General features: G+C 41.8%; 19 protein-coding genes and 1 pseudogene. 6 read left to right on the forward strand and 14 right to left on the reverse strand.

Annotated features, from left to right (window positions below):
- Nucleotides 1–350 precede the first annotated feature (350 nt).
- Nucleotides 351–761, reverse strand: coding sequence for a nuclear transport factor 2 family protein (locus tag DIU38_RS06720; protein WP_090526872.1), 411 nt, complete (start codon nucleotides 759–761; stop codon nucleotides 351–353).
- 141 nt (nucleotides 762–902) lie between these two features.
- Here DIU38_RS06720 and DIU38_RS06725 point away from each other — a divergent pair, with 141 nt between their 5' ends.
- The 3 genes from DIU38_RS06725 to argS all read left to right on the forward strand — a co-directional run bounded on the left by DIU38_RS06725 (nucleotide 903) and on the right by argS (nucleotide 4,234).
- Nucleotides 903–1,331, forward strand: a complete 429-nt coding sequence (locus tag DIU38_RS06725) for a DUF1801 domain-containing protein (RefSeq protein WP_112654386.1) — start codon at nucleotides 903–905, stop codon at nucleotides 1,329–1,331.
- Between the two features lie 12 nt (nucleotides 1,332–1,343).
- Nucleotides 1,344–2,048: an ankyrin repeat domain-containing protein gene (locus tag DIU38_RS06730; RefSeq protein ID WP_112654385.1), complete on the forward strand. Its 705-nt coding sequence runs from the start codon at nucleotides 1,344–1,346 to the stop codon at nucleotides 2,046–2,048.
- A gap of 257 nt (nucleotides 2,049–2,305) precedes the next feature.
- Nucleotides 2,306–4,234 carry an arginine--tRNA ligase gene (argS, locus tag DIU38_RS06735; protein ID WP_112654384.1) on the forward strand — a complete coding sequence of 643 codons (1,929 nt, stop codon included), beginning with the start codon at nucleotides 2,306–2,308 and terminating at the stop codon, nucleotides 4,232–4,234.
- 119 nt (nucleotides 4,235–4,353) lie between these two features.
- Here the strand turns inward: argS and DIU38_RS06740 are convergent, their stop codons facing one another.
- The 7 genes and pseudogenes from DIU38_RS06740 to DIU38_RS06765 all read right to left on the reverse strand — a co-directional run bounded on the left by DIU38_RS06740 (nucleotide 4,354) and on the right by DIU38_RS06765 (nucleotide 8,674).
- The gene (locus tag DIU38_RS06740; RefSeq protein ID WP_112654383.1) at nucleotides 4,354–4,644 is read right to left on the reverse strand and encodes a YXWGXW repeat-containing protein; all 291 of its coding nucleotides are present in this window, start codon (nucleotides 4,642–4,644) and stop codon (nucleotides 4,354–4,356) included.
- 69 nt (nucleotides 4,645–4,713) lie between these two features.
- Entirely contained in the window at nucleotides 4,714–5,106 is a 393-nt protein-coding gene (locus DIU38_RS35040) for a 3-hydroxyacyl-CoA dehydrogenase family protein (protein ID WP_456152472.1), read from the reverse strand.
- Between the two features lie 12 nt (nucleotides 5,107–5,118).
- Nucleotides 5,119–5,603, reverse strand: a pseudogene (locus DIU38_RS35045) (3-hydroxyacyl-CoA dehydrogenase family protein); the annotation flags it as partial.
- A gap of 51 nt (nucleotides 5,604–5,654) precedes the next feature.
- Entirely contained in the window at nucleotides 5,655–6,272 is a 618-nt protein-coding gene (gene bioD / locus DIU38_RS06750) for a dethiobiotin synthase (protein ID WP_091162582.1), read from the reverse strand.
- Nucleotides 6,265–7,398, reverse strand: coding sequence for an aminotransferase class I/II-fold pyridoxal phosphate-dependent enzyme (locus tag DIU38_RS06755; protein WP_112654381.1), 1,134 nt, complete (start codon nucleotides 7,396–7,398; stop codon nucleotides 6,265–6,267). Before DIU38_RS06755 ends, bioD begins: the two co-directional genes overlap by 8 nt.
- Nucleotides 7,399–7,463: 65 nt before the next feature.
- Entirely contained in the window at nucleotides 7,464–7,823 is a 360-nt protein-coding gene (locus DIU38_RS06760) for a hypothetical protein (RefSeq protein WP_091162584.1), read from the reverse strand.
- A gap of 74 nt (nucleotides 7,824–7,897) precedes the next feature.
- On the reverse strand, nucleotides 7,898–8,674 hold the full coding sequence (locus DIU38_RS06765; RefSeq protein ID WP_112654453.1) for an XRE family transcriptional regulator: 777 nt from the start codon (nucleotides 8,672–8,674) through the stop codon (nucleotides 7,898–7,900).
- An 86-nt stretch (nucleotides 8,675–8,760) separates the two neighbouring features.
- Here DIU38_RS06765 and DIU38_RS06770 point away from each other — a divergent pair, with 86 nt between their 5' ends.
- Nucleotides 8,761–9,117 (forward strand): GIY-YIG nuclease family protein, encoded by a 357-nt coding sequence (locus tag DIU38_RS06770; RefSeq protein WP_112571944.1) that lies wholly within the window; start codon nucleotides 8,761–8,763, stop codon nucleotides 9,115–9,117.
- On the opposite strand, the gene msrB is transcribed toward DIU38_RS06770, so the two are convergent.
- Both msrB and DIU38_RS06780 read right to left on the reverse strand, forming a co-directional pair.
- Nucleotides 9,104–9,583, reverse strand: coding sequence for a peptide-methionine (R)-S-oxide reductase MsrB (msrB, locus tag DIU38_RS06775; RefSeq protein WP_112654380.1), 480 nt, complete (start codon nucleotides 9,581–9,583; stop codon nucleotides 9,104–9,106). The two genes, DIU38_RS06770 and msrB, sit on opposite strands and share 14 nt — an antisense overlap.
- A gap of 122 nt (nucleotides 9,584–9,705) precedes the next feature.
- Nucleotides 9,706–10,266: a fasciclin domain-containing protein gene (locus DIU38_RS06780; RefSeq protein ID WP_112654379.1), complete on the reverse strand. Its 561-nt coding sequence runs from the start codon at nucleotides 10,264–10,266 to the stop codon at nucleotides 9,706–9,708.
- 91 nt (nucleotides 10,267–10,357) lie between these two features.
- Here DIU38_RS06780 and DIU38_RS06785 point away from each other — a divergent pair, with 91 nt between their 5' ends.
- Nucleotides 10,358–11,359 carry a phosphotransferase enzyme family protein gene (locus tag DIU38_RS06785; RefSeq protein WP_112654378.1) on the forward strand — a complete coding sequence of 334 codons (1,002 nt, stop codon included), beginning with the start codon at nucleotides 10,358–10,360 and terminating at the stop codon, nucleotides 11,357–11,359.
- Between the two features lie 75 nt (nucleotides 11,360–11,434).
- Here the strand turns inward: DIU38_RS06785 and DIU38_RS06790 are convergent, their stop codons facing one another.
- The gene (locus DIU38_RS06790) at nucleotides 11,435–14,650 is read right to left on the reverse strand and encodes a DPP IV N-terminal domain-containing protein (RefSeq protein WP_112654377.1); all 3,216 of its coding nucleotides are present in this window, start codon (nucleotides 14,648–14,650) and stop codon (nucleotides 11,435–11,437) included.
- A gap of 114 nt (nucleotides 14,651–14,764) precedes the next feature.
- Nucleotides 14,765–17,095, reverse strand: a complete 2,331-nt coding sequence (locus DIU38_RS06795) for a penicillin-binding protein 1A (protein ID WP_112654376.1) — start codon at nucleotides 17,093–17,095, stop codon at nucleotides 14,765–14,767.
- Nucleotides 17,096–17,346: 251 nt separating this feature from the next.
- Here DIU38_RS06795 and DIU38_RS06800 point away from each other — a divergent pair, with 251 nt between their 5' ends.
- Nucleotides 17,347–18,225: a polyphosphate kinase 2 family protein gene (locus tag DIU38_RS06800; protein WP_112654452.1), complete on the forward strand. Its 879-nt coding sequence runs from the start codon at nucleotides 17,347–17,349 to the stop codon at nucleotides 18,223–18,225.
- A 62-nt stretch (nucleotides 18,226–18,287) separates the two neighbouring features.
- Here DIU38_RS06800 and DIU38_RS06805 read toward each other — a convergent pair whose 3' ends face one another.
- Both DIU38_RS06805 and DIU38_RS06810 read right to left on the reverse strand, forming a co-directional pair.
- Nucleotides 18,288–18,524 carry a hypothetical protein gene (locus DIU38_RS06805; protein ID WP_112654375.1) on the reverse strand — a complete coding sequence of 79 codons (237 nt, stop codon included), beginning with the start codon at nucleotides 18,522–18,524 and terminating at the stop codon, nucleotides 18,288–18,290.
- A gap of 247 nt (nucleotides 18,525–18,771) precedes the next feature.
- Nucleotides 18,772–21,819: a GH92 family glycosyl hydrolase gene (locus DIU38_RS06810; RefSeq protein ID WP_112654374.1), complete on the reverse strand. Its 3,048-nt coding sequence runs from the start codon at nucleotides 21,817–21,819 to the stop codon at nucleotides 18,772–18,774.
- Between the last annotated feature and the right edge of the window lie 72 nt (nucleotides 21,820–21,891).

Consider the following 21,891-nt stretch of genomic DNA (forward strand, 5'->3'; position numbering starts at 1 on the left):
TTAGGTGTATATGTTAACTGATGTTAATCATATTGCCAAAGTAAAAAAATAATGAACTTATATTTCATTTTACCATGCCGTTTAAAGCAAAAAAGGGTGGTTTCACCCTTTTTAATTCTTAATTGTTAAGCGAGATTTGGGTTGTTGAAAGAAATATGCCCGGCTTTTAATTTGCACTGCTGATAAAATAAATATTCAAGTGCTGCGAAGAGGCGTTGGGAAATTGGAATTACAGTTCAAAACTATACTAACTGAATTTAAGGAAGCCCTAAACCTTTTTGTTCAATTATTTAATATTGATGTTTAGCCCATTATAAGAGCCATCGGCTTTGGTAATGGGCTATTTCTTTTTACAGCCGCCTGTCTTCTTCTTTGATGGGCAGGTCATTGATGCTGGCATAGCGCTTTTGCATCAGGCCGTTTTCGTCAAACTCCCAGTTCTCGTTGCCATAAGCACGAAACCATTGGCCTTCAGCATTATGATATTCGTACTCAAAACGTACTGCAATACGGTTATCTGTAAAGGCCCACAGTTCTTTTTTTAATTTATAATCGAATTCTTTTTCCCATTTGCGGGTTAAAAATTCCACTACCTGTTGGCGCCCGTTTACAAATTCCGAGCGGTTGCGCCATTCGGTGTCAATGGTATATGCTAAAGAGACCCTTGCCGGGTCCTGGCTGTTCCAGGCGTCTTCGGCTAATTGCACTTTTTGGGTGGCTGTTTCAAAGTTAAATGGCGGTAATGGCAGCTTTTGTTCCATGATGGTAATAATCTGATTTGATATATCAAAGTTAAGACGATGCGGGGTTATTTAATGGTACTATTCAACGTTCCTTTGGTATTATGTTTTCTTTTTTTAAATTTAAATAGCCCCTCTTAACCAATTTATTACCTGTTAATCATGAAAGCCAAAAGTACAAAATCAGCTGCCCTTTCCGACTCTACAGGGGTAGACAGTTACATGCAAAAGCTTGATCATCCATTGAAGGAGGTGTTAGGAGCGCTGAGAAAAATTATCCTGGCTATTGACGATGAAATTGGCGAGCATATCAAATGGAATGCACCGAGCTTTTTATATATCGGTGAAATGAAACCCTTTGATCCTAAAGAGTATAAAAGATATATTATCGTTTCGAACGTGTACCAAAAAGATTGTATCAGACTGGTATTCCCCTCAGGGGCAAAGATCAATGATACATCCGGTTTGCTTTCCGGCGATTATGCCGACGGCCGCCGGTTGGCTTTTTTTCACAATATGGAAGAAGTTAAGGCAAAAGAAGAAGCTTTGCGAAACGTTGTGAAAACCTGGTTGACTTTGCTGGATAAATAAAAGGAGAAAGCTATGATCAAATTTATTCAGCACATAAAAGAACTTAACGTTGGAGCTGTTAAAGTGATGATCGAAAAAGATCACGGCTGGCTTACCTGGGCTGAAGACAGCGGTAAAAATGCACTTCATTACCTGTGTGGCATTGAAATCGCCAAACGCCCTGCAAAAGCCGAAGAAAGTTTGACCATGCTTAAGCTATTGCTGGCAAAAGGCATGGATATCAATTCAATCCACCGGATAAAAGAGGAATGCGGCTTTTTTCCGGCCACCCCGCTTTGGTATGCTTATACCCGGGGAAGAAATAAGCTGTTATATGAATATTTGCTGGCTAATGGCGCCAAACCGGAGCATTGCATGTATGCCATAACCTGGTATAATGATGTGGAAGCCGCCGGTCTGTTTAAAAGCTATGGTGCACAAACAGACCCGGGTGCTGGAGATGACAGCCCGTTTATGGCCGCATTCAACTGGAAACGCTTTGAAGTGGCCGAATGGTTTTTAAGCAATGGTGCCGATGTGAATTTTACCGATAAATACGGGAATACTGCACTTTTTTATGCGGTGAAACGAAAGTATAAACTGGATCAGATCAGGTTGTTGCTGAAATATGGCGCCGACTTTAATATAGATAATAAACAGGGGATATCAGCCAGGAAATTGGCAGAGCAAAATAATCAGACCGGGGTTTTGAAGTTGTTTACGTCTTGGGTTGAATAATTATTCCATAATGAATGTCTAAAAAGTAGTGTTGACCTGGGGCTTTTTTTAATTGCAATAATCGGGTAAGAAATGATTATAGGCATGTTTTTAAGCATGTGGCTCATAACAATATTTGAGTCTTAGTACTCCACAGCTGTGTCCTGTTTGTAGCGCTCATTATAAATTGCTGTTGATTCTGTAGGTGCCTCCTAATCTACATGTAAACATCGCCATTTTAGTATTCACAATCTGCCCATTTTATTTAATTTTGCCGAATGGATTTTATCATAGAAGCGGCCGTAAAAGCAGTTAAGCAATTATACCAAACTGACATTGAACCGGCTGCCGTTAGCATACAGGAAACACGTAAGGAGTTTGAAGGACAAGTAACCATAGTAACCTTCCCGTTCACCAAATTTTCGCGCAAAGGCCCGGAACAAACCGGTACCGAAATAGGGGAGTTCCTTAAAAACGAATTAAAGGAAGTTGCCTCTTTTAACGTGATTAAAGGCTTCCTTAATCTTTCTATAACCGACGAATACTGGATCGGTCGTTTATATAACAACATTACTGCCGATGATTTTGCGGTAGCAAAGCCCAACGGACAAAAGGTAATGGTAGAGTATTCATCTCCAAATACCAACAAACCGCTGCACCTTGGTCATATCCGCAACAACCTGTTGGGTTATTCAGTTGCTGAGATACTGGCTGCTGATGGTTACGAGGTGATCAAAACCAATCTGGTTAACGACCGCGGGATCCATATCTGTAAATCAATGCTGGCCTGGCAAAAGTTCGGCAATGGTGAAACACCTGAATCATCAGGCATGAAGGGCGATCACCTGGTAGGTAAATATTATGTGCTGTTTGATAAAGAACTGAGGGAACAGCTTAAACCTGTTTTGAGTCAAGTTTACGAGAAGCATGACCTTTCGGCCTTTAAAGAAAATCAGAAGACCAAAATAGAGGACTCGTTAGCTACCATAGCAAAGGTTAAAGAAAAACGTGCTCAAACCGACGAGGCAAATCAGAAGCTAATTGGCGAACTGGAAGATAAAATTGCCGGTGAAGACGATAAGATCAAAGAGATAGCCAAAAATGCGACTCCTATCATGATCGAAACCCAGCAGATGCTGCAAAAATGGGAAGCCGGAGATGAAGAGGTAATGAACTTGTGGAGAACCATGAACGGTTGGGTGTACGCTGGCTTTGCCGAAACCTACAAGCAACTGGGTGTTGACTTTGATAAATACTACTACGAGTCTAACACTTACCTGTTAGGTAAGGATATTATTGAAGAAGGCCTTGCAAAAGGTGTATTCTTTAAAAAAGCTGATAACTCGGTTTGGATAGACCTTACCTCAGACGGTCTTGACGAAAAACTGGTGCTTCGTGGTGATGGTACTTCCGTTTACATCACCCAGGATATGGGTACGGCCCAATTGAAATACAATGATTATCACATGGATAAATCCATCTACGTGGTAGGCAACGAGCAGGATTATCACTTCAAGGTGCTGTTCCTGATATTGCAGAAATTGGGAAAAACAGGTGCAGATGGATTGTTTCATCTATCATATGGTATGGTTGATCTTCCATCTGGCAAAATGAAATCGCGTGAAGGCACAGTGGTTGATGCTGATGACTTGATGGCCGAGATGGAAGCAACCGCTAAAGAGCAAACCGAAGCCATGGGCAAGGTTGATGCGTTTAACGAAGAAGATAAGATTGCATTATATCATACCATTGGTATGGGCGCACTTAAATACTTCCTGTTAAAAGTCGATCCAAAAAAACGTTTGCTGTTTGATCCTAATGAATCCGTAGATTTTCAGGGACATACGGGCCCGTTTATTCAATATACGCATGCCCGTATTAAATCGGTACTAAGCAGGGCCGATTATAATGCTGAGCTTAAACCTGTGGTAACTGAACTGGCAGGTGTTGAGCGCGACTTAATTGTATTGCTTGATAAATACCCCGAAACGGTTAAAGAAGCTGCAAAAGGTTATAGCCCGGCAGTAATAGCCAACTATGTATATGAACTTGCTAAAACATATAACAAGTTCTATCATGAAAAGTCGATCTTACAGGCTGAAGATGAGGATTCAAAACAATTCCGTTTGGCTCTATCTGCATCATCAGCCAAGGTGATCAGCAAAGGGATGAAGCTTTTAGGGATTGAAGTGCCGGAGAGGATGTAGGTCCCTAACCCCCTAAAGGGGGAACAATGATTATTAATTAAGAAGCCCCGGGTAAATAATAGTACCTGGGGCTTTTCGTATTTTAAACTCCCCCTTTAGGGGGCCGGGGGGCGCAGCGATTATCTCCAATATCCCTTCACCCATACATAACCACGATTGGTTGGTTGCCAGTGCCCTTGTACGAATACCCGGTTATATCTTGGGCGTGCGTAAAAGCCCTGGCGGTAAACGTAATGGTTGCCGCGCCAAACCCATTCGCCGGGTACCCAAACCGCGTTAGGGTAGGGAGCTACCGGACGAACATAAACAGGTTCAACCGGCTGCTCTGTTACATAAGCCTGGCTTGAGCATGATGCAAATAATGAGCCTGTTAAGGCGAGTACTATTCCTAATTTAGCAATGGTTTTCATTTTCAGATGTTTTTAGTTGTTCAGTATAATGACTATTGACAACATCCAACATCGAAAGTTTAACCGGGTTTACGCGCTGAATTTATCAGCTACAATCAAATCTTTGCTGCCTGCAGTGTATTTATAAAATCCGCTGCCGGTTTTAGCCCCTAAATGGCCTGCTGTAACCATATTTACCAACAGCGGACAAGGAGCATATTTAGGGTTTCCGAAGCCATCATGCAATACCTTCAAAATGGCAAGGCAAACATCCAGCCCAATGAAATCGGCTAATTGCAACGGACCCATTGGGTGGGCCATACCCAGCTTCATCACCGTATCAATTTCCTGTACGCCGGCAACACCTTCATACAACGTATAAATGGCCTCATTAATCATCGGCATTAAAATGCGGTTGGCTACAAAGCCTGGATAGTCATTAACCTCAACCGGATCTTTGCCCAAAGTGCGCGAAAGTTCCATAATGGTTTCGGTAACGGCATCAGTAGTGGCATACCCCCGTATTACTTCAACAAGCTTCATTACCGGCACCGGTTCATGAAGTGCATACCTATCACATTGCCCGGATGTTTGGTTACCGAAGCAATTTTGGTGATAGAAATAGATGAGGTGTTGGATGCCAGTATTACGTTTTCATTGCAAATTTCGCTGAGCTGTTTAAACAGTTTTAGTTTTATTTCCTGGTTTTCGGTAGCAGCTTCAATTACCAGGCCGGCATTTTGAGCGCCTTCGGCCAAATCTGTAAAAACACGGATACGGCTCAGCGTTTCTGTTTTTACTTCTTCGGTGATGGTACCTTTTTTTACTTGCCTGCCAAGATTGTTGCTGATGGTTTGTAATGCTTTGCTCAGGGCATCGCCGCTGATATCCACCAATGATACTTCAAAGCCATATTGCGCGAAGGTGTGGGCAATGCCGTTGCCCATAGTGCCGGAGCCAATTACAGTAATGTTTTTCATAGTATTTGTTTACGAAACCGGCAAAACATCGGTTTATATAATCTGCCGGTATTACAAGGTAATAAACTTACCGGCCTCTTTAACAGTTTTTTTGTTGATAGTTTTAAACTCAGGGATCTGTCCCAGATCGGCAACTTCTGAATAATCGAGGATATAGCTTTTTGAATAGATATCCTTATCACCGTTAAAAATTACCCCCATAACAGGAATGCCATATTTTTTTAATGCATGTAAGGAAAGCAGGGTATGATTAATACTGCCTAAATAGTGTTTACTTACCAGTATTACCTTTGCATTAAGCTGTTTAATAAGGTCGATAATAAGAAAGTTATCATTCAACGGTACCATAAGGCCACCGGCGCCCTCAATAATTAGCTGGTTATCAGTTTTAGGCAGAACGATGTTTTCCAGGTCGATAGTCACTTTATCAAGGGCAGCAGATTTATGAGGGGAGAATGGCTGAGTTAAAGCATAGGCCTCCGGGAAAAACTGGGTAACCGGATTTGAGATAAGGTTTTTAACTTTCAGTGTATCGCTGTTATCAAGGTCGCCCGATTGTATGGGCTTCCAATAGTCTGCGTTTAGTTTTTCAGTTAAAATAGCCGAAACCAGGGTTTTACCTATTCCGGTATCAATACCGGTAATAAATATCGGTTGCGTATCAAGCATGTAGTAATATAAATTTGTTAAGAGTTACAGCCAGCAAAGTTAATTCATTTTCCGTATTAAAGCTGTGCAGGCAAATCCTGATGCGCTCGGTGCCCTGTGCAATCGTAGGGCTTAAGATGGGCCGCACATCAAAGTTGTTCATTTGCAGTTGCTTAGCCGCTTCCCTTGCCATTTCATTGCTTTTGAGTACGATACATTGAATAGCGCTATCACTATTTAGTAAAGTGAAATTTTTGCCCGTGTTTACTTGCTGTTTAAACAGGTCAATATTCTTTTTCAGGCTGATGGTAGCTTCGCGGGAATCTTCTAATAGCTGATAGGCCATTTTTATAGCTGCCAGCTGGTGGAAAGGTGCTGCAGTAGTATAAATAAAGGAACGAGCAAAATTGATTAGATATTTTCGTAAGGTATTACTACCGAGCACTACAGCCCCGTGACTGCCCAGTGCCTTGCCAAATGTTATTATACGGGCAAAAATCCTTTGTTGTAAACCAAGCTCACAAACCAGCCCCCTGGGATAAAGACCTACAGCATGTGCTTCATCAACAATCAGCGCGGCGTTATGTTTTTCTGTAAGATTAAGGATTTGAGTAAGGGGAGGAGTATCTCCGTCCATAGAATACACACTTTCAATAACCACATAGCAATTGCCCTTGGCCAATTTTAATTTAGCTTCTAAACTCTCCAGGTCATTATGCCGGAAGCTATAGCGATTGGCATAGCTTAATCTTGCGCCATCGATGATTGACGCATGCACTAACTCATCTAAAATTATGGTATCGCCGCGCTGGGCAAGCGATGACAGTAGTCCCAGGTTAGCATCATAGCCCGAATTAAAAAGCAGGCCCGCTTCACTTTGGTGATAGTCAGCTATTTGATTTTCCAGATCTTCGGCATATCGGATGTTGCCCGATAGCAGTCTTGACCCGGCTGCACCATTTAAGCTAAGCGGATTGGTGTTTACTTCCTGAGCGATGCTTTGCTTTAAAACTAACGAACGAGCAAAACCGAGATAATCGTTTGAACAAAAGTCAACCCTACTGTTTTCGGGTTTCAGTTCACGGTAGTTACCAGCTTGTTGTCGCTCCTGCAGTTTGCGTTTTAAAAAATCTTCGGCTGGGTTCAATGTGCTTCGTTTTGTGCAAAAATAAAAAAAGCGACCATTGGTCGCTTTTTTCTATGTGATAATGTTTACTGGCCACCGCCGCCCTGGCGCATACGGTCCATTCTTTCTTTCATTGCCTTATCGTAAGCCGCAGCTTGTTCGGCTGTTAAAATAGCTTTGATTTTGGTGTTGGTTGCTTCCATCATTGGGCGCATCGCAGAGCGCATCGCATCCCTGTCGCCATTGGCCGCAGTACGTACGCTATCCATTTTAGTTGCCTGCTCTTTGTAAACCGCAGTGATCTTGGTTGTTTGATCATCCGTTAATTTAAGCTGGGTTTGCAATTCTTTTGCTCTTTCTTCCGGGCTTCTTCTCATGCCACCCTGTGCGTAGCTGGCTGCTGAAATTCCTAAAAGGAAGCAGCACATTAACAATAATTTTTTCATAGCTTTTTAATTTAATTTACGTTTTATCAGTATGATAAAGATAGATCGTAATGGTTTAAAAAAGCCGATGTAACTTAATTGTTGCCTTGCTGTAAGTTAGATATAGAGCGTTGCATCTGGGCCATCATTGCTGTAAGGCTTTCCATGGTAGGCTCCGGTGACGGTGATGGCAATTGGGTGGAGATATAACCTTTTGCTTTCCACAGTTCCAGTACATCCTCGCCCGGTATTTCATAAGGTTGGTAAACGGGGTTATCAGAAATAAGCTTTAGCTTTTTGTTCTCTTTAAATTTATTGCCAATGCGTTTGTAAACCACGCCGTCATTTTTAGATATTACTACATAGGTTTCGCCGCTTTTTACATCGCCCCAGTTTTCTACGTATTCACCTATTATAATAGTGCCCGATACAAGCGGAAGCATGGAGTCGCCTTTGATCTCAAAAGCGCGGTAAGTACCCTGTTTAAACATAGGCAGGTAAAACTTCGGAAGCTGTGCCACGTATTCAGGATCAGCATAACCATTAAGGTAACCGGCGCTGGCCTTTACAGGTACCATTTCTATATTTTCATTTTCTTCCTTATCAACAGAAATACTCAGGATTCGCAGGTTAGCAGGGTTGCCTTTTGGTTTTGGCTGCCATTTTTCGTTGATGGTTTCGTTGATGAAGTCATCAATAGTAACATCAAAATAGGTTGCTAATGTTTTTAGTAAGTCATATTTAGGGTCGGCCCGGTCTTCTTCGTATGCGCCTACTAATGAACGTTTTATACCTAATTCGTCCGCAAATTGCTGCTGCGTTAAACCCTTCTTTTTGCGGAGAAACTTAATATTTTGTGAAATTATTGACATAAAATTTGGATTTGCTAAATTTATTAGTAATTTTATGCTCATAAAGTTAGTAATAATTATCTGTTCACCAAATTTTTTATCATAAAATGAAACGTTTTGTTTATATCATTACCGACAGAAACCGTAAAAATCTGCATGTAGGCTTATGTTCAGACCTGATGAAAACCATCCAGTTTTACAGCGAAATGCCAACTTTGTTTTTCGATAATGCGCAACAGCTTAACCGTTTGGTTTACTTTGAGGAGATCAATACCGAAGAACAGGCTATGGAACGTTTTAAAGTGGTGAGCACTTATACCCGTCCGCAAAAAGAAAAAATGATCAGATCTGTTAATGCCGACTGGATAGATTTGACCATTGGGTTAAAATATGAGCAGGGCTTACGTGTAAGGCCGCAGCTACGCCCGTCATTAAATGCTAACCGCAGGGTTATGGCTTTTTAATAAATTTTAAAGCCCCTGAGTTCATGCAGTACCTTTTGCCGCCGCGGTCGGCAGGCCCGTCATCAAATACGTGGCCAAGGTGTAAGCCTGTACTTTTTTCAATAACTTCATCACGGCTCATGCCGTAGCTGTTATCAGTAATTATTGCTACTTTTTTCGGGTTGACAGGTTTAACAAAACTTGGCCAGCCCGTACCGCTATCAAATTTGTCATCAGAGGTGAATAGCGTATCGCCGGTTGCGGCGCTTACGTAAACACCTTTTTCATGATTGTTCCAATACTCGTTCTGATAGGGTGGTTCGGTGCCGCTTTCAACCATAATATGGTATTGATTGGATGTAAGCATCTTTTTCCATTCACCGGCAGGTTTGCTCAGTTTACGTTTAGCGTCCTGTCCGTTGGTATTTTGGCATCCAAATGCTATCAGGATGCTTAAAGCTATCACTGTTAAGATGAGTGTTTTCATAACCCATTATGTTTTGATGTTATCTTAATTATAGATGCTGCCTTTTTATTGTCGGAAACTACTATATGCTATAACTCAAATACGTAATTTTATTATATGAGGATTGTCATTTGGCAGTCTGTTTATATGAGCTTCTTTTTAGGTACCAGTACTTTGTTTACCAGATGTACTATACCGTTGTTTTGTTTAATATCAAACTGACTGATCGTACTTTTACCTCCATTGCTATCAATCAAAACGATATTGCTGTTGCTATCTATTTTAGCGAATAATTTACCGCCCGAAAGTGTGGTAAATGTGGCTATGCCTTTTCCTTTATTGATCTTTTTCTGAATGTCTCTTGCCTTTAGCTGTCCTGCAATGGCATGATAAGCTACTAAATCTGTAAGTTCCCAAATATGCGCAGGTTTGGCAAGGGAGTCGAACTTACCGGTAGGCATGTCGCTAAACCCGCCATCAACCGGTACAAATACGGTAATAGGCCCACGGCTTGTATAAGTGAGTGCGAGGTTTGTTTTTTGAATGAAAATATAAAATGTATGCGTATTGGGCGCTACAGATATGTTTTTTACAATATCATTGGCAGGAAGCATTGTTGTTGTATTACTGCTTTTGCTGTCGGTTTGGGCCAGCAATAATGCCGGGCAAAATACAATGGATATTAACAGCAGTAACTTTTTCATAGTGTGTAGGTTATAGGTTAAACATACAAAATATAAATAGGTTTTAAAATGGATAGCCGGGTTGTGGATTATAAGCTACCTTTGTTAACCTATGGAAATCTTCCCTACGCAATACTCAACCTTATCATCAAAAGCACTGAATATAAAACTTCAGGAAAGTTATGGTTTAAGCCATACAACATGCCGGTTATTGATCCGCAATGTGAGCGACACTTATATTATAGAAAATGCAGCCGAAAAGTACATTTTTAAAATTTACAGGGATGCGCACCGAAAGCTGGAAGAGATCAAAGGCGAGGTAGAGTTATTATCTATCCTATTTCAAAGAGGTGCAAAAGTGTCTCGACCTATCCCTGATAAAAGCGGTGAAATGTTACAGATATTCAATGCTGCTGAAGGGATTCGTTACGGCGTGTTGTTTTCATGGGCACAAGGAGGTGTTATTTCTGCTCTTAGTGAGCAACATCTTGAAGTAATAGGTAGGGAGATGGCAGCCATACATAATATTACCTCTTCAATTGAACTTAGCCATCAGCGTAAAGCATACTCAATGAATACGGTGATAATTGATCCCATCAAAGTTATTGAACCAGCATTTGCCGGACTTGAAAACGAGTATGAATACCTGAGAAATACTGCTCTTGATGTAATCGGCCAATACAACCAATTTGGCGGCGAGTTCAGCTATGGATATTGTCATTTTGATTTTCTCCCTAAGAACTTTCATTTTACCAACGTAGGTGAGATCACTTTTTTTGATTTCGATTTTGCAGGGAAAGGATTATTAGCTTACGATATCACCTCTTTTTTTATTCACTATTTTATGGAGGTTACCTACGGAAAAATTACAGAACAACAGGGACGCGATTCATTCAAAGCCTTCATTGCAAATTACCGTAAAGTTCGGCCATTATCAGATAAAGAAATTAATGCCATCCCATATTTAGGATTCGGCTTTTGGGTATTTTATCTTGGTTTCCAGTATGAAAACTTTGATGACTGGTCAAATCTCTTTTTCGGGCCAAAATTTTTAAAGGATAGGGTCGCGCTGATTAAAAAATGGATGGAGACGGCTCATCTTTTATTGTCGTAGCTTATTGTTAGGCAATATAAAACAGAAAGGCGGCTATGCAGCCGCTTTTCTGTTTTATCATCGTAATAAGTACTATTACCAACCTGGTGTAAAACCTAAACCAAACAACGGTTTTTTAACATCGCTGCGGTTAAATGGAACAGCCAGGTAAGGCTCTAATATAAAAGCACCAAATACATTAATCCGCAGGGAAATACCGGCACTCAATGCCGGTACCCGACCGTAAATGTTTTGTGTTGTAGTAGTGCCGTCAGAATTTATAAAGTCCTGCTGACCAATCACCGGCGGATCTTTCTGAAAATAGATATGATCACCAGAATTCCAGGCTAAACCTGCATCAAAAAACAAGTTAAGATCGGTAAACAGGAATTTGGATTTAATAGCAGCCAATTTTTCGGGACCGGTAAATGGCAAGCGCACCTCAAAGTTAAATACAGCCAAACGACTGCCTGATAATTGGTCGATAGTGAAGCCGTTGGTTGTAGCCTTACCGTTATTATAAAATGTTTGCCCTTCGTAACCCCTGATATAAAAAGGATAACCCACAAATAATGGATAAAGTCCTTTATCATCGCCGAAACGGCCTGTAGCAAAGAACCTGGCCGCAAAGGTTACCGGTGCGGTACGTACGTATTTCCTTACATCAATTGTTGGTGCAAAGAACTTATAGGTGCCAAAATTATAACCGGCTTCCAGCCTGTACCTGAAACCATTTAACGGTGCTGTAACACCAAAAAATGAGTTGTCGCCAATTAGCGCGGTTGAAAGCGTTAAAATAGAATATGACTTTAAGTTATAGAAATAAGTGGAACCGTAGTTTTGATTAAGGGTTGCAGACTCTTCTTCGTTAGGGATTTTTTTCCTGTCAGACGTAATATAATTACCTATGCCGATTTGCTGTTTGCCATTTACTACTGCGGTATCAATGAGGTAGTAATCGCTGTAACGGTCAACGCGGTAATAGTTGTGCGACGCAGCCCCGCTTACTTCAAAGCGGGTGGTTTTTGATATAGGGTAGGAGGTGAACACCCTGCCCGCATCCTCAAAATTGCGGATAATGTCAATGTTATCAGAATAAACAGTTTGATTTTTACCGCCCACATTCCTTACCGGGTAGGTGGTTGAATTGAAGCCGAACTGGTAAGGGATGTGAGAAACGCCCACACCAAGGTTCCAGCGGCCGGTTTGGTTTACATAAGTTACCGCAGCGCCCGAATCATAGATCTGCCCGTTCACCGATGCTGCTGCAAAGATCTGGTTGCGGCCCAAAATATCACTAAATACGCCCTGGATCCCGCTTGAAAGACTTGTGCCATAGAAGTTACTTACACCAACACCAATGCCGCTTCCTGCAAGGTAATCGAGCTTGAATTTTGAGCGAAATGGAATGGCCTTAACCGAATCAGTCGGGATTTTACGATAGGCCAAAAAGTTGTTCAGGTTAGAGTTGATCAGGTCGACGCCAACGGAGCGGTTTGGCGGCAGCGTGCCTGCTGCAAAGTTAACTTCACCCGGTTGCACAACAACAGGGGTAAAGTCGGACACTTTGGCGTTATAAATGGAATATTTTTGCGCGCGATAGTAAGAGTAAACCACGTCATCGTGATTGGAAATGCTTAATGCCGGTGAATATTCAGTAATGCCCGAAATGCCGGTAAACAGGTTGGTCATTTGTTCTATCTGCCCCGAAGCGATGGTATAGCGGTAAAGGTTACGGAAGCCATCACGGTTTGACAGGAAGTAGATCTGCTTGCCATCGGCCGAGTATTGCGGGTTCAGGTTGTTAGCGCCGTTAAAAATTTTTATGTCGGTTACCTTTCCCGTTGCCAGATCAAGTTCGGCAAGGTTGAAAGGGATGTCCTGTTCAAGGCTTTGGTCATAGGTGGTCCTATCGCTTGAAAAAATGATCTTTTTACCATCCGGCGAATAGCTTGGCTGGTAATCAGAAAACTTATCGTTAGTAAGCTGTGTGATCTTTTTGGTATCGAAGTTATAAGAATACAAATCGCCCTGCCCTTCAACCAATCCCTGGAAAACAATATCCTTGCCATTGGGCGACCATGAAACGTTACTGAACTGACCTACCTGCTCCATCGAAATATCGTCAATTACATCGCCGCTTTTCAGGTCAACTACATCGAGCCTGTTACGTCCTTTGCTAAATACACTAAATGCGAATTTAGTTCCATCGGGCGACCATGCACCTGCCGATTCGATGAAGTTAAACTCATCAATATGGGTGTTGGATACCTTACTCGTGAGTTTTCGTAATATGCGTCCCGATTTAGCATCGGCCAAATAAAGATCAATACTGAATAAACTTTTGGCCGATAGAAAGGCAACATATTTACCATCGGGACTAACGGATGGGGCAACCACAAGGTCGCCACCGTTTTTGCTGTCAACCAGTTTGATGCCTTTAGGTGTTTGAGTGGTGTCTTTTAAAAAGGGTTTATAGGTAGCCTCAATAGAATTTTTCCAAAGGCGGGAAAGGGTTCGGTCATCATAACCAAACGTACGCCTGATGCCATACTCTAAACCAAATTTAGCCGCGTTTTTAAAGAAGGGTATTATAACCGTATCACCATAAGTTGAGCCTATGAACGACCAGAATGCCTCGCCATAACGATAAGGGAAGTATTTGCTGCTTTCGGTAAGATCACGAACGGTAGGGATATCATGGTTCAAATATGCGTCACGCATCCACATGGCTGTATAGCTGTCCTTTTTACCTAAGGACAGGTACTCGGCCATACCCTCTATCATCCAAAGCGGAATGTTGTTTATATTTTCATATGCGGACGAATCATGACCCATCAATAGCCGGTATTGAAAAGCGTGCACCAACTCGTGGCCGATAACGTGCCTCGTAGTTTGATTGGTTTCCATCACCGGCATTACCACCCGATTTTTAAGACCTTCGGTAACACCGCCGGTACCTACACCGATCTCGCCGTCAATTGCGGTGGTTTGCTGAAAATCGGGATGGTTGGCATATAATATTATTGGGTTGGCATGCTTAAATGTATCCCTGAAAACCTGTTGATGGAGCGTATACCAAAGTTCACTTTCCTGGGCAAAGCGTTTTACCATACTATCGTTTTTCAGGTAATAGTAAATCTCGAAGTGAGGGGTTTTATAAACGTTAAACTTAAGGTTTTTATACCTCACCTTGTTTTGGCCAAAATATTGCGCCCTGGCATTGATGCTTATCAACAGCGAGCCGACAAAACAAATAAATATAATGGTGTGCTTTTTAACTCTATTGAAAAGTGAGTAAACTTTATTCATATATTATTTAACTAAATAGATATGGCTAATTTAATAAAATAAGGTTGTTCTTAGTTCAAAAAACAACCTTATTCATTTTCTCTTCACAGTATGAAAAAAAACGCCTCTACCTGTTTACCGTTGGTTATTAGGCGGTGTGCTTTCCGGGTTTTCCGGATTGTTTTCCTGTACAGGTGTTACGCCTGTTGTATCAATAGGGTTGCTTATGCTATCAGTTGAAGTTGTATCTTCTTCAATATGCGGCGATGGGCAATTATAAGTTTTGGTGATCTTGGTCCATGGTTTGGGGAATGGTCCGTAAGTATAACCTAACGACTGATCGGCATATACTTTTTCCATAAACCTGCCGAAGATAGGTAACGCCGTATGTGAGCCTTCGCCGGTTTCGGATGTGGTAAAGTGTACTGAACGGTCATCAGCACCAACCCAAATGCCTGTTACCAGATCTTTGGTGATACCCATATACCAGCCATCCACATAATCGGATGATGTACCGGTTTTGCCGCCTATCTGGTTGTCTTTTTTCCAAAGGCCGTTGTATTCCCACAGCGCCTGTGAGGTTCCGCCGGGTTCTTCCATCCCCCCGCGGAACATGTAAAGCATCAGCCAAGCAGTTTCCTCGCTTAGTACTTTCTCGGTTTTAAGCTTAAACTCCTGTATCACATTGCCTTGCTGATCAGTTATTTTAGTGACCAGTAACGGATCCAATTTTTCGCCCTTGTTAAGAAAGGTGCTATAAGCCCTAACCATCTCATAAACCGAAACATCATTTGAACCCAATGATACCGATGGAACTGACTTCAAAGGGCTTTCGATGCCGCAGCGGTGAGCGTATTCCACAATTTTATCCCAGCCCACTTTTTCGGTTAGTTGTGCTGTAATGGAATTTACAGATTTACCCATAGCCCAGCGCAGTGACATTTCACGATAGGAGAAATGGAAGTCGGCATTGTTTGGCTCCCAAACTTTGTCCTCGCCATTGTCTTTGTACTTGATGGATACCGGCTTGTCGGTAAACTTATCGCAAGGGGTAAAGCCATTATCAAGCGCCGTTAAATAGGCAAATGGCTTAAAGGTAGAGCCTGCCTGTCTGCGGCTTTGGTTTACGTGATCGTAATTAAAGAAACGGTGATCGATACCGCCAATCCAAACTTTTATTTTACCGGTTGATGGCTCCAGTGTCATCATACCGGTGTTCAGGATCTTAGCGTAATATTTTATAGAATCTATAGTAGAAAAAGTAGTGTCCTGTTCTCCATGCCAGGTAAACACGGTCATCCGCTTTTTCGTTTTAAAGTAATCCTGGATCTTTATCGTATCACCGCCGTATTTTTTTTCAAGTAGCTTGTAAATAGGAAGCCTTTGTTCGTTTTTGAGAATGAAATCTTTGATCTCAACGCCTTTTGAATCGCGCCACGGATTTTTGTTCCCCCAAAGGTTATAGAAGCGTTTTTGCAGCATCTTCATTTTTTCGGTAACAGCTTCTTCGGCATATTGCTGCATCTTTGAGTCGATGGTGGTGTAGATCTTAAGGCCATCCTCGTAAAGGTTATAATCATTTTCCTTGCACCATTTGTCCAGCCATTTCTCAACGGCGCGGCGCAGGTACGAATCGCCGTGGGAGTCGTCTTCAACATAACTCAGGTCGAGCCCGAGTGGCGACGCGAAGTTACTTTTATACTGGTCGGAAGTGAGGTACTTATATTTCGCCATCTGTCCCAACACAGTATTGCGCCTTTCGGTAGCACGCTGCGGATTTTTAATGGGATTGTAGCTCGATGTGGCTTTCAGCATGCCGATAAGTAAGGCTGATTCGGCAGGATTTAAGGTGCCGGGCTGCTTATTAAAATACTTTAACGATGCTGTTTTAATACCGTATGAATTATTGCCGAAGGGCACGGTATTGAAATACAACGTCAATATTTGCTGCTTGCTGTAAACGTGCTCAATTTTAAAAGCGGTAAGCCATTCCTTGCATTTATAAACAATAGTGCGCAGCACCGGGATATGCTTAATGACGCCTTGCGATTTCTTTTTACGCGTTTCAAAAAGGTTTTTGGCTAACTGCTGGGTTATGGTACTGCCGCCGCGGCGGTCGCCTTTGGCTGTTGAGAGTACGCTGGTAAAAAAAGAGTAAAAATCTACTCCGCCATGACTGTAAAACCGCACATCCTCAGTTGCCACAAGGGCGTTTATGAGGTTGGGGGAGATCTCTTTAAATTCAATTGGTGAGCGGTTCTCCTTGTAATACTGGCCTATAAGTTTGCCATCTGCAGTGTAAACTTCCGATCCTACCGAAAGTACCGGGCTTTTAATGTCCTGCATGTCAGGTGAGTATCCAAAAAGCCAAAGGAAATTAAGCTCAATAGAACAAAAGAAAATAATTACGAAGTAAATGAATATGACAAAATATCTCAGAAACCGGTTGCGTATACGTCTGAACATTGGGTAAAAAATGTAAAATTATGACACTATATCATAGTGCAGTTTAACAAATATAAACAACGTAAAATAGACAGGTAAATTTTAGGTTAACGCTGGCATAATACATATTTATGATGTGCAAAGTACACAATAAATAAATCAAAAGCTGTTTGGATAAAAAAAATCGCCTGTTGAAGGTTGCAACGTATATTTGAAATCAAGTTGCTAAAACTTTAATGTTGTTTTTGTACTTTGTATGGATATCTATTTATATGAAAAGTTTGACAGAGCAATTTAAGGTACCAAGTAATACCAAATTTTCGCTGAGTGATCATGATCCTGCATTTAGCTATGGTTACGAAAAAGAAGATGCCGGGTCTGTTTTGGATGAACTGATAGCTGAAACGTCTAAATTGGAGGCTCAACTTTATGCCTCAAATAGTTATTCATTGCTTATTATTTTTCAAGCGATGGATGCTGCCGGAAAAGACAGCGCTATAGCGCACACCATGTCGGGCATAAATCCTCAGGGGTGCCAGGTTTATAGCTTTAAACAGCCCAGTTCAGAAGACTATGATCACGACTTTTTATGGCGGCATTACAAAGCCTTGCCCGAAAGAGGGCGTATTGGTATTCATAACAGGTCGCACTATGAAAATGTGCTTGTCGTTAAAGTCCATCCCGAACTTGTTTTAAAGGAAAATAATCCAACGATAAAACAAGTAAAAGATATTGACAAGCAGTTTTGGGAGCAACGGTACGCGAGCATCCGCAATTTTGAAAAACATATCTGTAACAGCGGTACTGTTGTGATCAAATTTTTCCTGAATGTTTCAAAACAGGAGCAAAAGAGGCGTTTTTTAAAACGAATAGATAACCCCAAAAAAAATTGGAAGTTCCAGGCCAGCGATATTGCGGAACGGGAGCATTGGGATGAGTATATGAAAGCTTATGAAAAAGCCATTAACGAAACCGCTACAGATGATTGCCCCTGGTATGTTATCCCGGCTGATAAGAAATGGTTTACGCGCATCGCGATATCAACTATAATCAGGGATACCTTGAAAAAGTTGAAGCTGGAATTCCCCGTTTTGCCTAAAGACGAAATGGAAAAACTACAGGAGGCTAAACATTTGTTAGAAAAGCAATAACGGAAATATTAAGACTTACGAAATTTTCAAAATTTCGTAAGTCTGCGATAGCATTCTGAATCTTAAATGCCCGAAAACATATTTTGTGCGGGCTCTCCAATAAGCGGCATCGGTTTTGTTTCGCCGTTAATTGCGCCAATTAAACCGATGATCCAAATAACCAGTAAGCCCAGGCGTATAATCCAAAGGATTGACGCACCTATGAATATTCCTGATGTTACAAAGGCCATGCCTATAATAAAACCGGCAATCCATGAAATAAGAATTGAAACCAGGTGAAACAATAGGGTTTGCCTCATCTGGTAAGATGCAAGCGGTGTTTTATTGTTGGTTTATAATGCAAAATAGGCAATAAGCCACCCGATAAGCGTAAAATAACTGATGATGCCGGCGGTCTTACCGTCGTCAGAGGTAGGTTTGTAATTTTCCATGTGTGGTAAAGTTTTTTGTATAAAGCTAACCGTTTAAAAATGAAATAGTTTTATTCATTTTTAAATGGTTAGCTATAGCAAAACTTCAATCATTTGCACATCCACACATCTAAAATCACTCCACGGTTATCTCATCAGCAAAAATGTAGGATTGGCTGCCTTTATTCCCATGCCAATCTGGAAGCGGGCCGTATTGCTTGGCTATCAGTTTAATATAACGGGCATTGGTGTTTAACGTCGCGGTAAATTCCTGCGTTTGTACGTTGGTATCTTTAATATCAACTTTGGTGTTAACGGCGGTCGCCAGTTTGTAAGTTTTGCCATCATTTGATGTCCAGAACTGTACATATTTAGGGAACACAATCCAGGCACGGCTATCCTGCAAGGTGCTGACGCTGATTTGTTTGATGGGTTTAACGGCGCTCATATCAACAATGGCTATAAAATCCTTTCCCTGATAGCCCTGCCAATTGCCTAAATGCCAGTTGGTTGTGCCGTGCTGTCCATCAATTAATGATTCATCGCCTTTTGCTGCGTAATTAGGCAGGTATTTATTGATTATGGTTAGTTTGATGTCGTTACGTAGTTTAATAAAACTTGCTTCGTCAATAAAACTGCTTTTGCCATCTTTTATGGCAATGGCTTTTACCGTGATGTTATTGCTAATAGTAATTGGCTGTGTATAAGGCGTTGACGATGCAGCAGGAGCAGAGCCATCGAGTGTGTAATAGATTTTTGCATCAGTATCCTGATCTTTGATCTGGATGCTGAACGGCTGCTTGAATGACCTGGCGGGCGATATAATGTAAGGATTAGGTACGATGAGTTTATCAGTAATTTTTGAAACTGGTTTTTCCAGATCCTGGGTAAAGATCTTATTAGCCAGCCTGCCGGTAAACACTTCAAAATCCCCGCCTTTAGTAATATCATCATAATTGATAAAAAGCTTACTGTATACCTTTTTATCAAGATTCATGCCTTGCAGATAGATATTGCTGCGGGTAATGCCGGCGCCGGGGTTAATAATGCTGAATTTTTTGCCGTTCTCCAAATTGATCACTGCCTTATCAAACTGCGGGATCCCGATCTGAAAATCCTGCTGGCCGGGTGCAATGTTGTAAATTCCTAAAGAACTCATCACATACCAGGCCGACATTTGCCCGCAATCCTCATTACCGGCTAAACCATCAGGTTTGTTGCTGTATTCTTCCCGCAAAATACGGCTCACATAAAACTGGGTTTTATCCGGCGAGTCTGTAAAATTATATAAGTACGCCATGTGATGACTTGGTTCGTTGCCATGTGCGTATTGGCCTATCAATCCGCTTACATCGGGAATATCACTGCCGCTAAGTTTTGATTGTGTACTGAACAGTTCATCGAGCTTGTTTTCAAATGCCTGTTTGCCTCCCATTTTATCAATCAGGGTTTCTACGTCGTGGGGTACCAGGAACGAATACTGCCAGGAGTTGCCCTCGGTATAATTGCTGTTGATCTCTGCAGGGTCGAAAGGCTCAAACCAGCCGCCGTTTGCACGGGCCTGCATAAAGGTGTTCTGGTTATTGAAAACGTTTTTCCAGTATTGTGCCCGCTGAATGTATTGGGTATAGTCGTCGGTTTTATTGAGCATTTTTGCCATTTGGGCTATACACCAATCGTCATAAGCATACTCCAATGTTTTAGACACAGACGCATCTTCTTCGTCTGATTGAACAGCTCCGTTTTGGCGATAATTATCCAGCCCAAACTGGTTACGGTTTACGGCGGCTTTCATGGCGGTGAAAGCTTTCTCAGCATCAAAATCGCGGATGCCCTTCGCGTAAGCATCCACAATAACCGGGATAGAATGATTGCCGATCATGCAATAAGTTTCGGTACTTGCAAGCGGCCATATCGGTAATAAGCCGCCCTGATCATACATCGCCATAAAACTCTTGATAAAATCGAGTGTGCGCTTGCGGTCTATCAGTGTAAGCAGCGGGTTCTCGGCCCGGTAGGTGTCCCATAAGGAAAACACGGTGTAATAATCAAATCCCTGAGCTGTATGTACCTGTTGATCCATACCACGGTATTGCCCATCCACATCACTGTAAATATTGGGAGCAACCATGCTGTGGTATAAGGCTGTATAAAATATGGTTTGTTTGATTTTAGCATAGTCTGGCTGCACTACTTTTTTAGCAGGGGGAGCATAACTGTATGGACTTGTTCCGCCTACCGGTTGGGTTTGGGTTGCCGGGGCCGGTGCGCCGCCCTCTACCTGAATCTTATTCAATTCATGGTTCCAGGCTATTTTGGCATCTTTCTGAATTTTTTTAAAGTCGAAATCAGGTATTTCTGCATCCAGGTTTTTTAAAGCACCTTCGGTGCTTACCGAGGAGATACCCACCTTACTGATCACTTCGCCGGGATTATCAAACTGCAAAAACAACTTTACATTCTTGCCCTGTGCTTTGCTTTGGCCATTTTGTACCTCGTTATTTACAGCAATACCGTAAGTTTTAAAAGGCTTTGAAAACTTAGCGTAAAAATATACCTGCTGTTTATCAGCCCATGATTTCGACATACGGAAACCACGTACTTCATGATCATTTACTACTTCTATCCATGAATCCAAAACCTCATCGCGGTGCTGCAGATCGATAATAATATTTGCCTTATCGGTTGACGGGTAAGTGTAGCGATGCATGCCTACGCGGGTAGTTGCAGTTAGCTCAACGCCAATATTATATTTATCGAGCAGTGTTTTATAATAACCTGGTGTAGCACTCTCATTTTTTTTGCTAAAGTGCGACCGATAATCTGTGTTTTTAAATTTAGGATCGCCGGTGGTTGGCATAAACAATACATCACAGTAATCAGGGACACCGGTACCGCTGAGGTGCGTGTGCGAGAAACCATATACCAGGCTATCGGTATAATGATAACCGGAACAGCCATCCCAACCCTCCAACCGGGTATCCGGACTAAGTTGTACCATGCCGAAAGGCATCACCGCACCGGGATAAGTATGCCCATGTCCGCCAGTACCTATAAATGGATCAACCAGTTGGGCGTAGTCTTTTTCCTTCTCTTTTTTCTTTTGTGCCGATGATAAAAAAGGCAAAACAAGCAACAGGGTGACCGGCAAAGCAGAGCGGAATACGGGTTTGATCAATGACATATTATTTAAAACCAATTATATGATTTGAGTGTGCACAAATTACACCAATTACCACGAATATTTACTAACAGG

The organism is Mucilaginibacter metallidurans, from assembly GCF_003286435.2.
Classification (GTDB): Bacteria; Bacteroidota; Bacteroidia; order Sphingobacteriales; family Sphingobacteriaceae; genus Mucilaginibacter; species Mucilaginibacter gossypii.

Coding starts and splice junctions, on each gene's coding strand:
- DIU38_RS06720 (WP_090526872.1), bottom strand. CDS start 761: ATGGAACAAAAGCTGCCATTACCGCCATTTAACTTTGAAACAGCCACC.
- DIU38_RS06725 (WP_112654386.1), top strand. CDS start 903: ATGAAAGCCAAAAGTACAAAATCAGCTGCCCTTTCCGACTCTACAGGG.
- DIU38_RS06730 (WP_112654385.1), top strand. CDS start 1,344: ATGATCAAATTTATTCAGCACATAAAAGAACTTAACGTTGGAGCTGTT.
- argS (WP_112654384.1), top strand. CDS start 2,306: ATGGATTTTATCATAGAAGCGGCCGTAAAAGCAGTTAAGCAATTATAC.
- DIU38_RS06740 (WP_112654383.1), bottom strand. CDS start 4,644: ATGAAAACCATTGCTAAATTAGGAATAGTACTCGCCTTAACAGGCTCA.
- DIU38_RS35040 (WP_456152472.1), bottom strand. CDS start 5,106: ATGGAACTTTCGCGCACTTTGGGCAAAGATCCGGTTGAGGTTAATGAC.
- bioD (WP_091162582.1), bottom strand. CDS start 6,272: ATGCTTGATACGCAACCGATATTTATTACCGGTATTGATACCGGAATA.
- DIU38_RS06760 (WP_091162584.1), bottom strand. CDS start 7,823: ATGAAAAAATTATTGTTAATGTGCTGCTTCCTTTTAGGAATTTCAGCA.
- DIU38_RS06765 (WP_112654453.1), bottom strand. CDS start 8,674: ATGTCAATAATTTCACAAAATATTAAGTTTCTCCGCAAAAAGAAGGGT.
- DIU38_RS06770 (WP_112571944.1), top strand. CDS start 8,761: ATGAAACGTTTTGTTTATATCATTACCGACAGAAACCGTAAAAATCTG.
- msrB (WP_112654380.1), bottom strand. CDS start 9,583: ATGAAAACACTCATCTTAACAGTGATAGCTTTAAGCATCCTGATAGCA.
- DIU38_RS06780 (WP_112654379.1), bottom strand. CDS start 10,266: ATGAAAAAGTTACTGCTGTTAATATCCATTGTATTTTGCCCGGCATTA.
- DIU38_RS06785 (WP_112654378.1), top strand. CDS start 10,358: ATGGAAATCTTCCCTACGCAATACTCAACCTTATCATCAAAAGCACTG.
- DIU38_RS06790 (WP_112654377.1), bottom strand. CDS start 14,650: ATGAATAAAGTTTACTCACTTTTCAATAGAGTTAAAAAGCACACCATT.
- DIU38_RS06795 (WP_112654376.1), bottom strand. CDS start 17,095: ATGTTCAGACGTATACGCAACCGGTTTCTGAGATATTTTGTCATATTC.
- DIU38_RS06800 (WP_112654452.1), top strand. CDS start 17,347: ATGAAAAGTTTGACAGAGCAATTTAAGGTACCAAGTAATACCAAATTT.
- DIU38_RS06805 (WP_112654375.1), bottom strand. CDS start 18,524: ATGAGGCAAACCCTATTGTTTCACCTGGTTTCAATTCTTATTTCATGG.
- DIU38_RS06810 (WP_112654374.1), bottom strand. CDS start 21,819: ATGTCATTGATCAAACCCGTATTCCGCTCTGCTTTGCCGGTCACCCTG.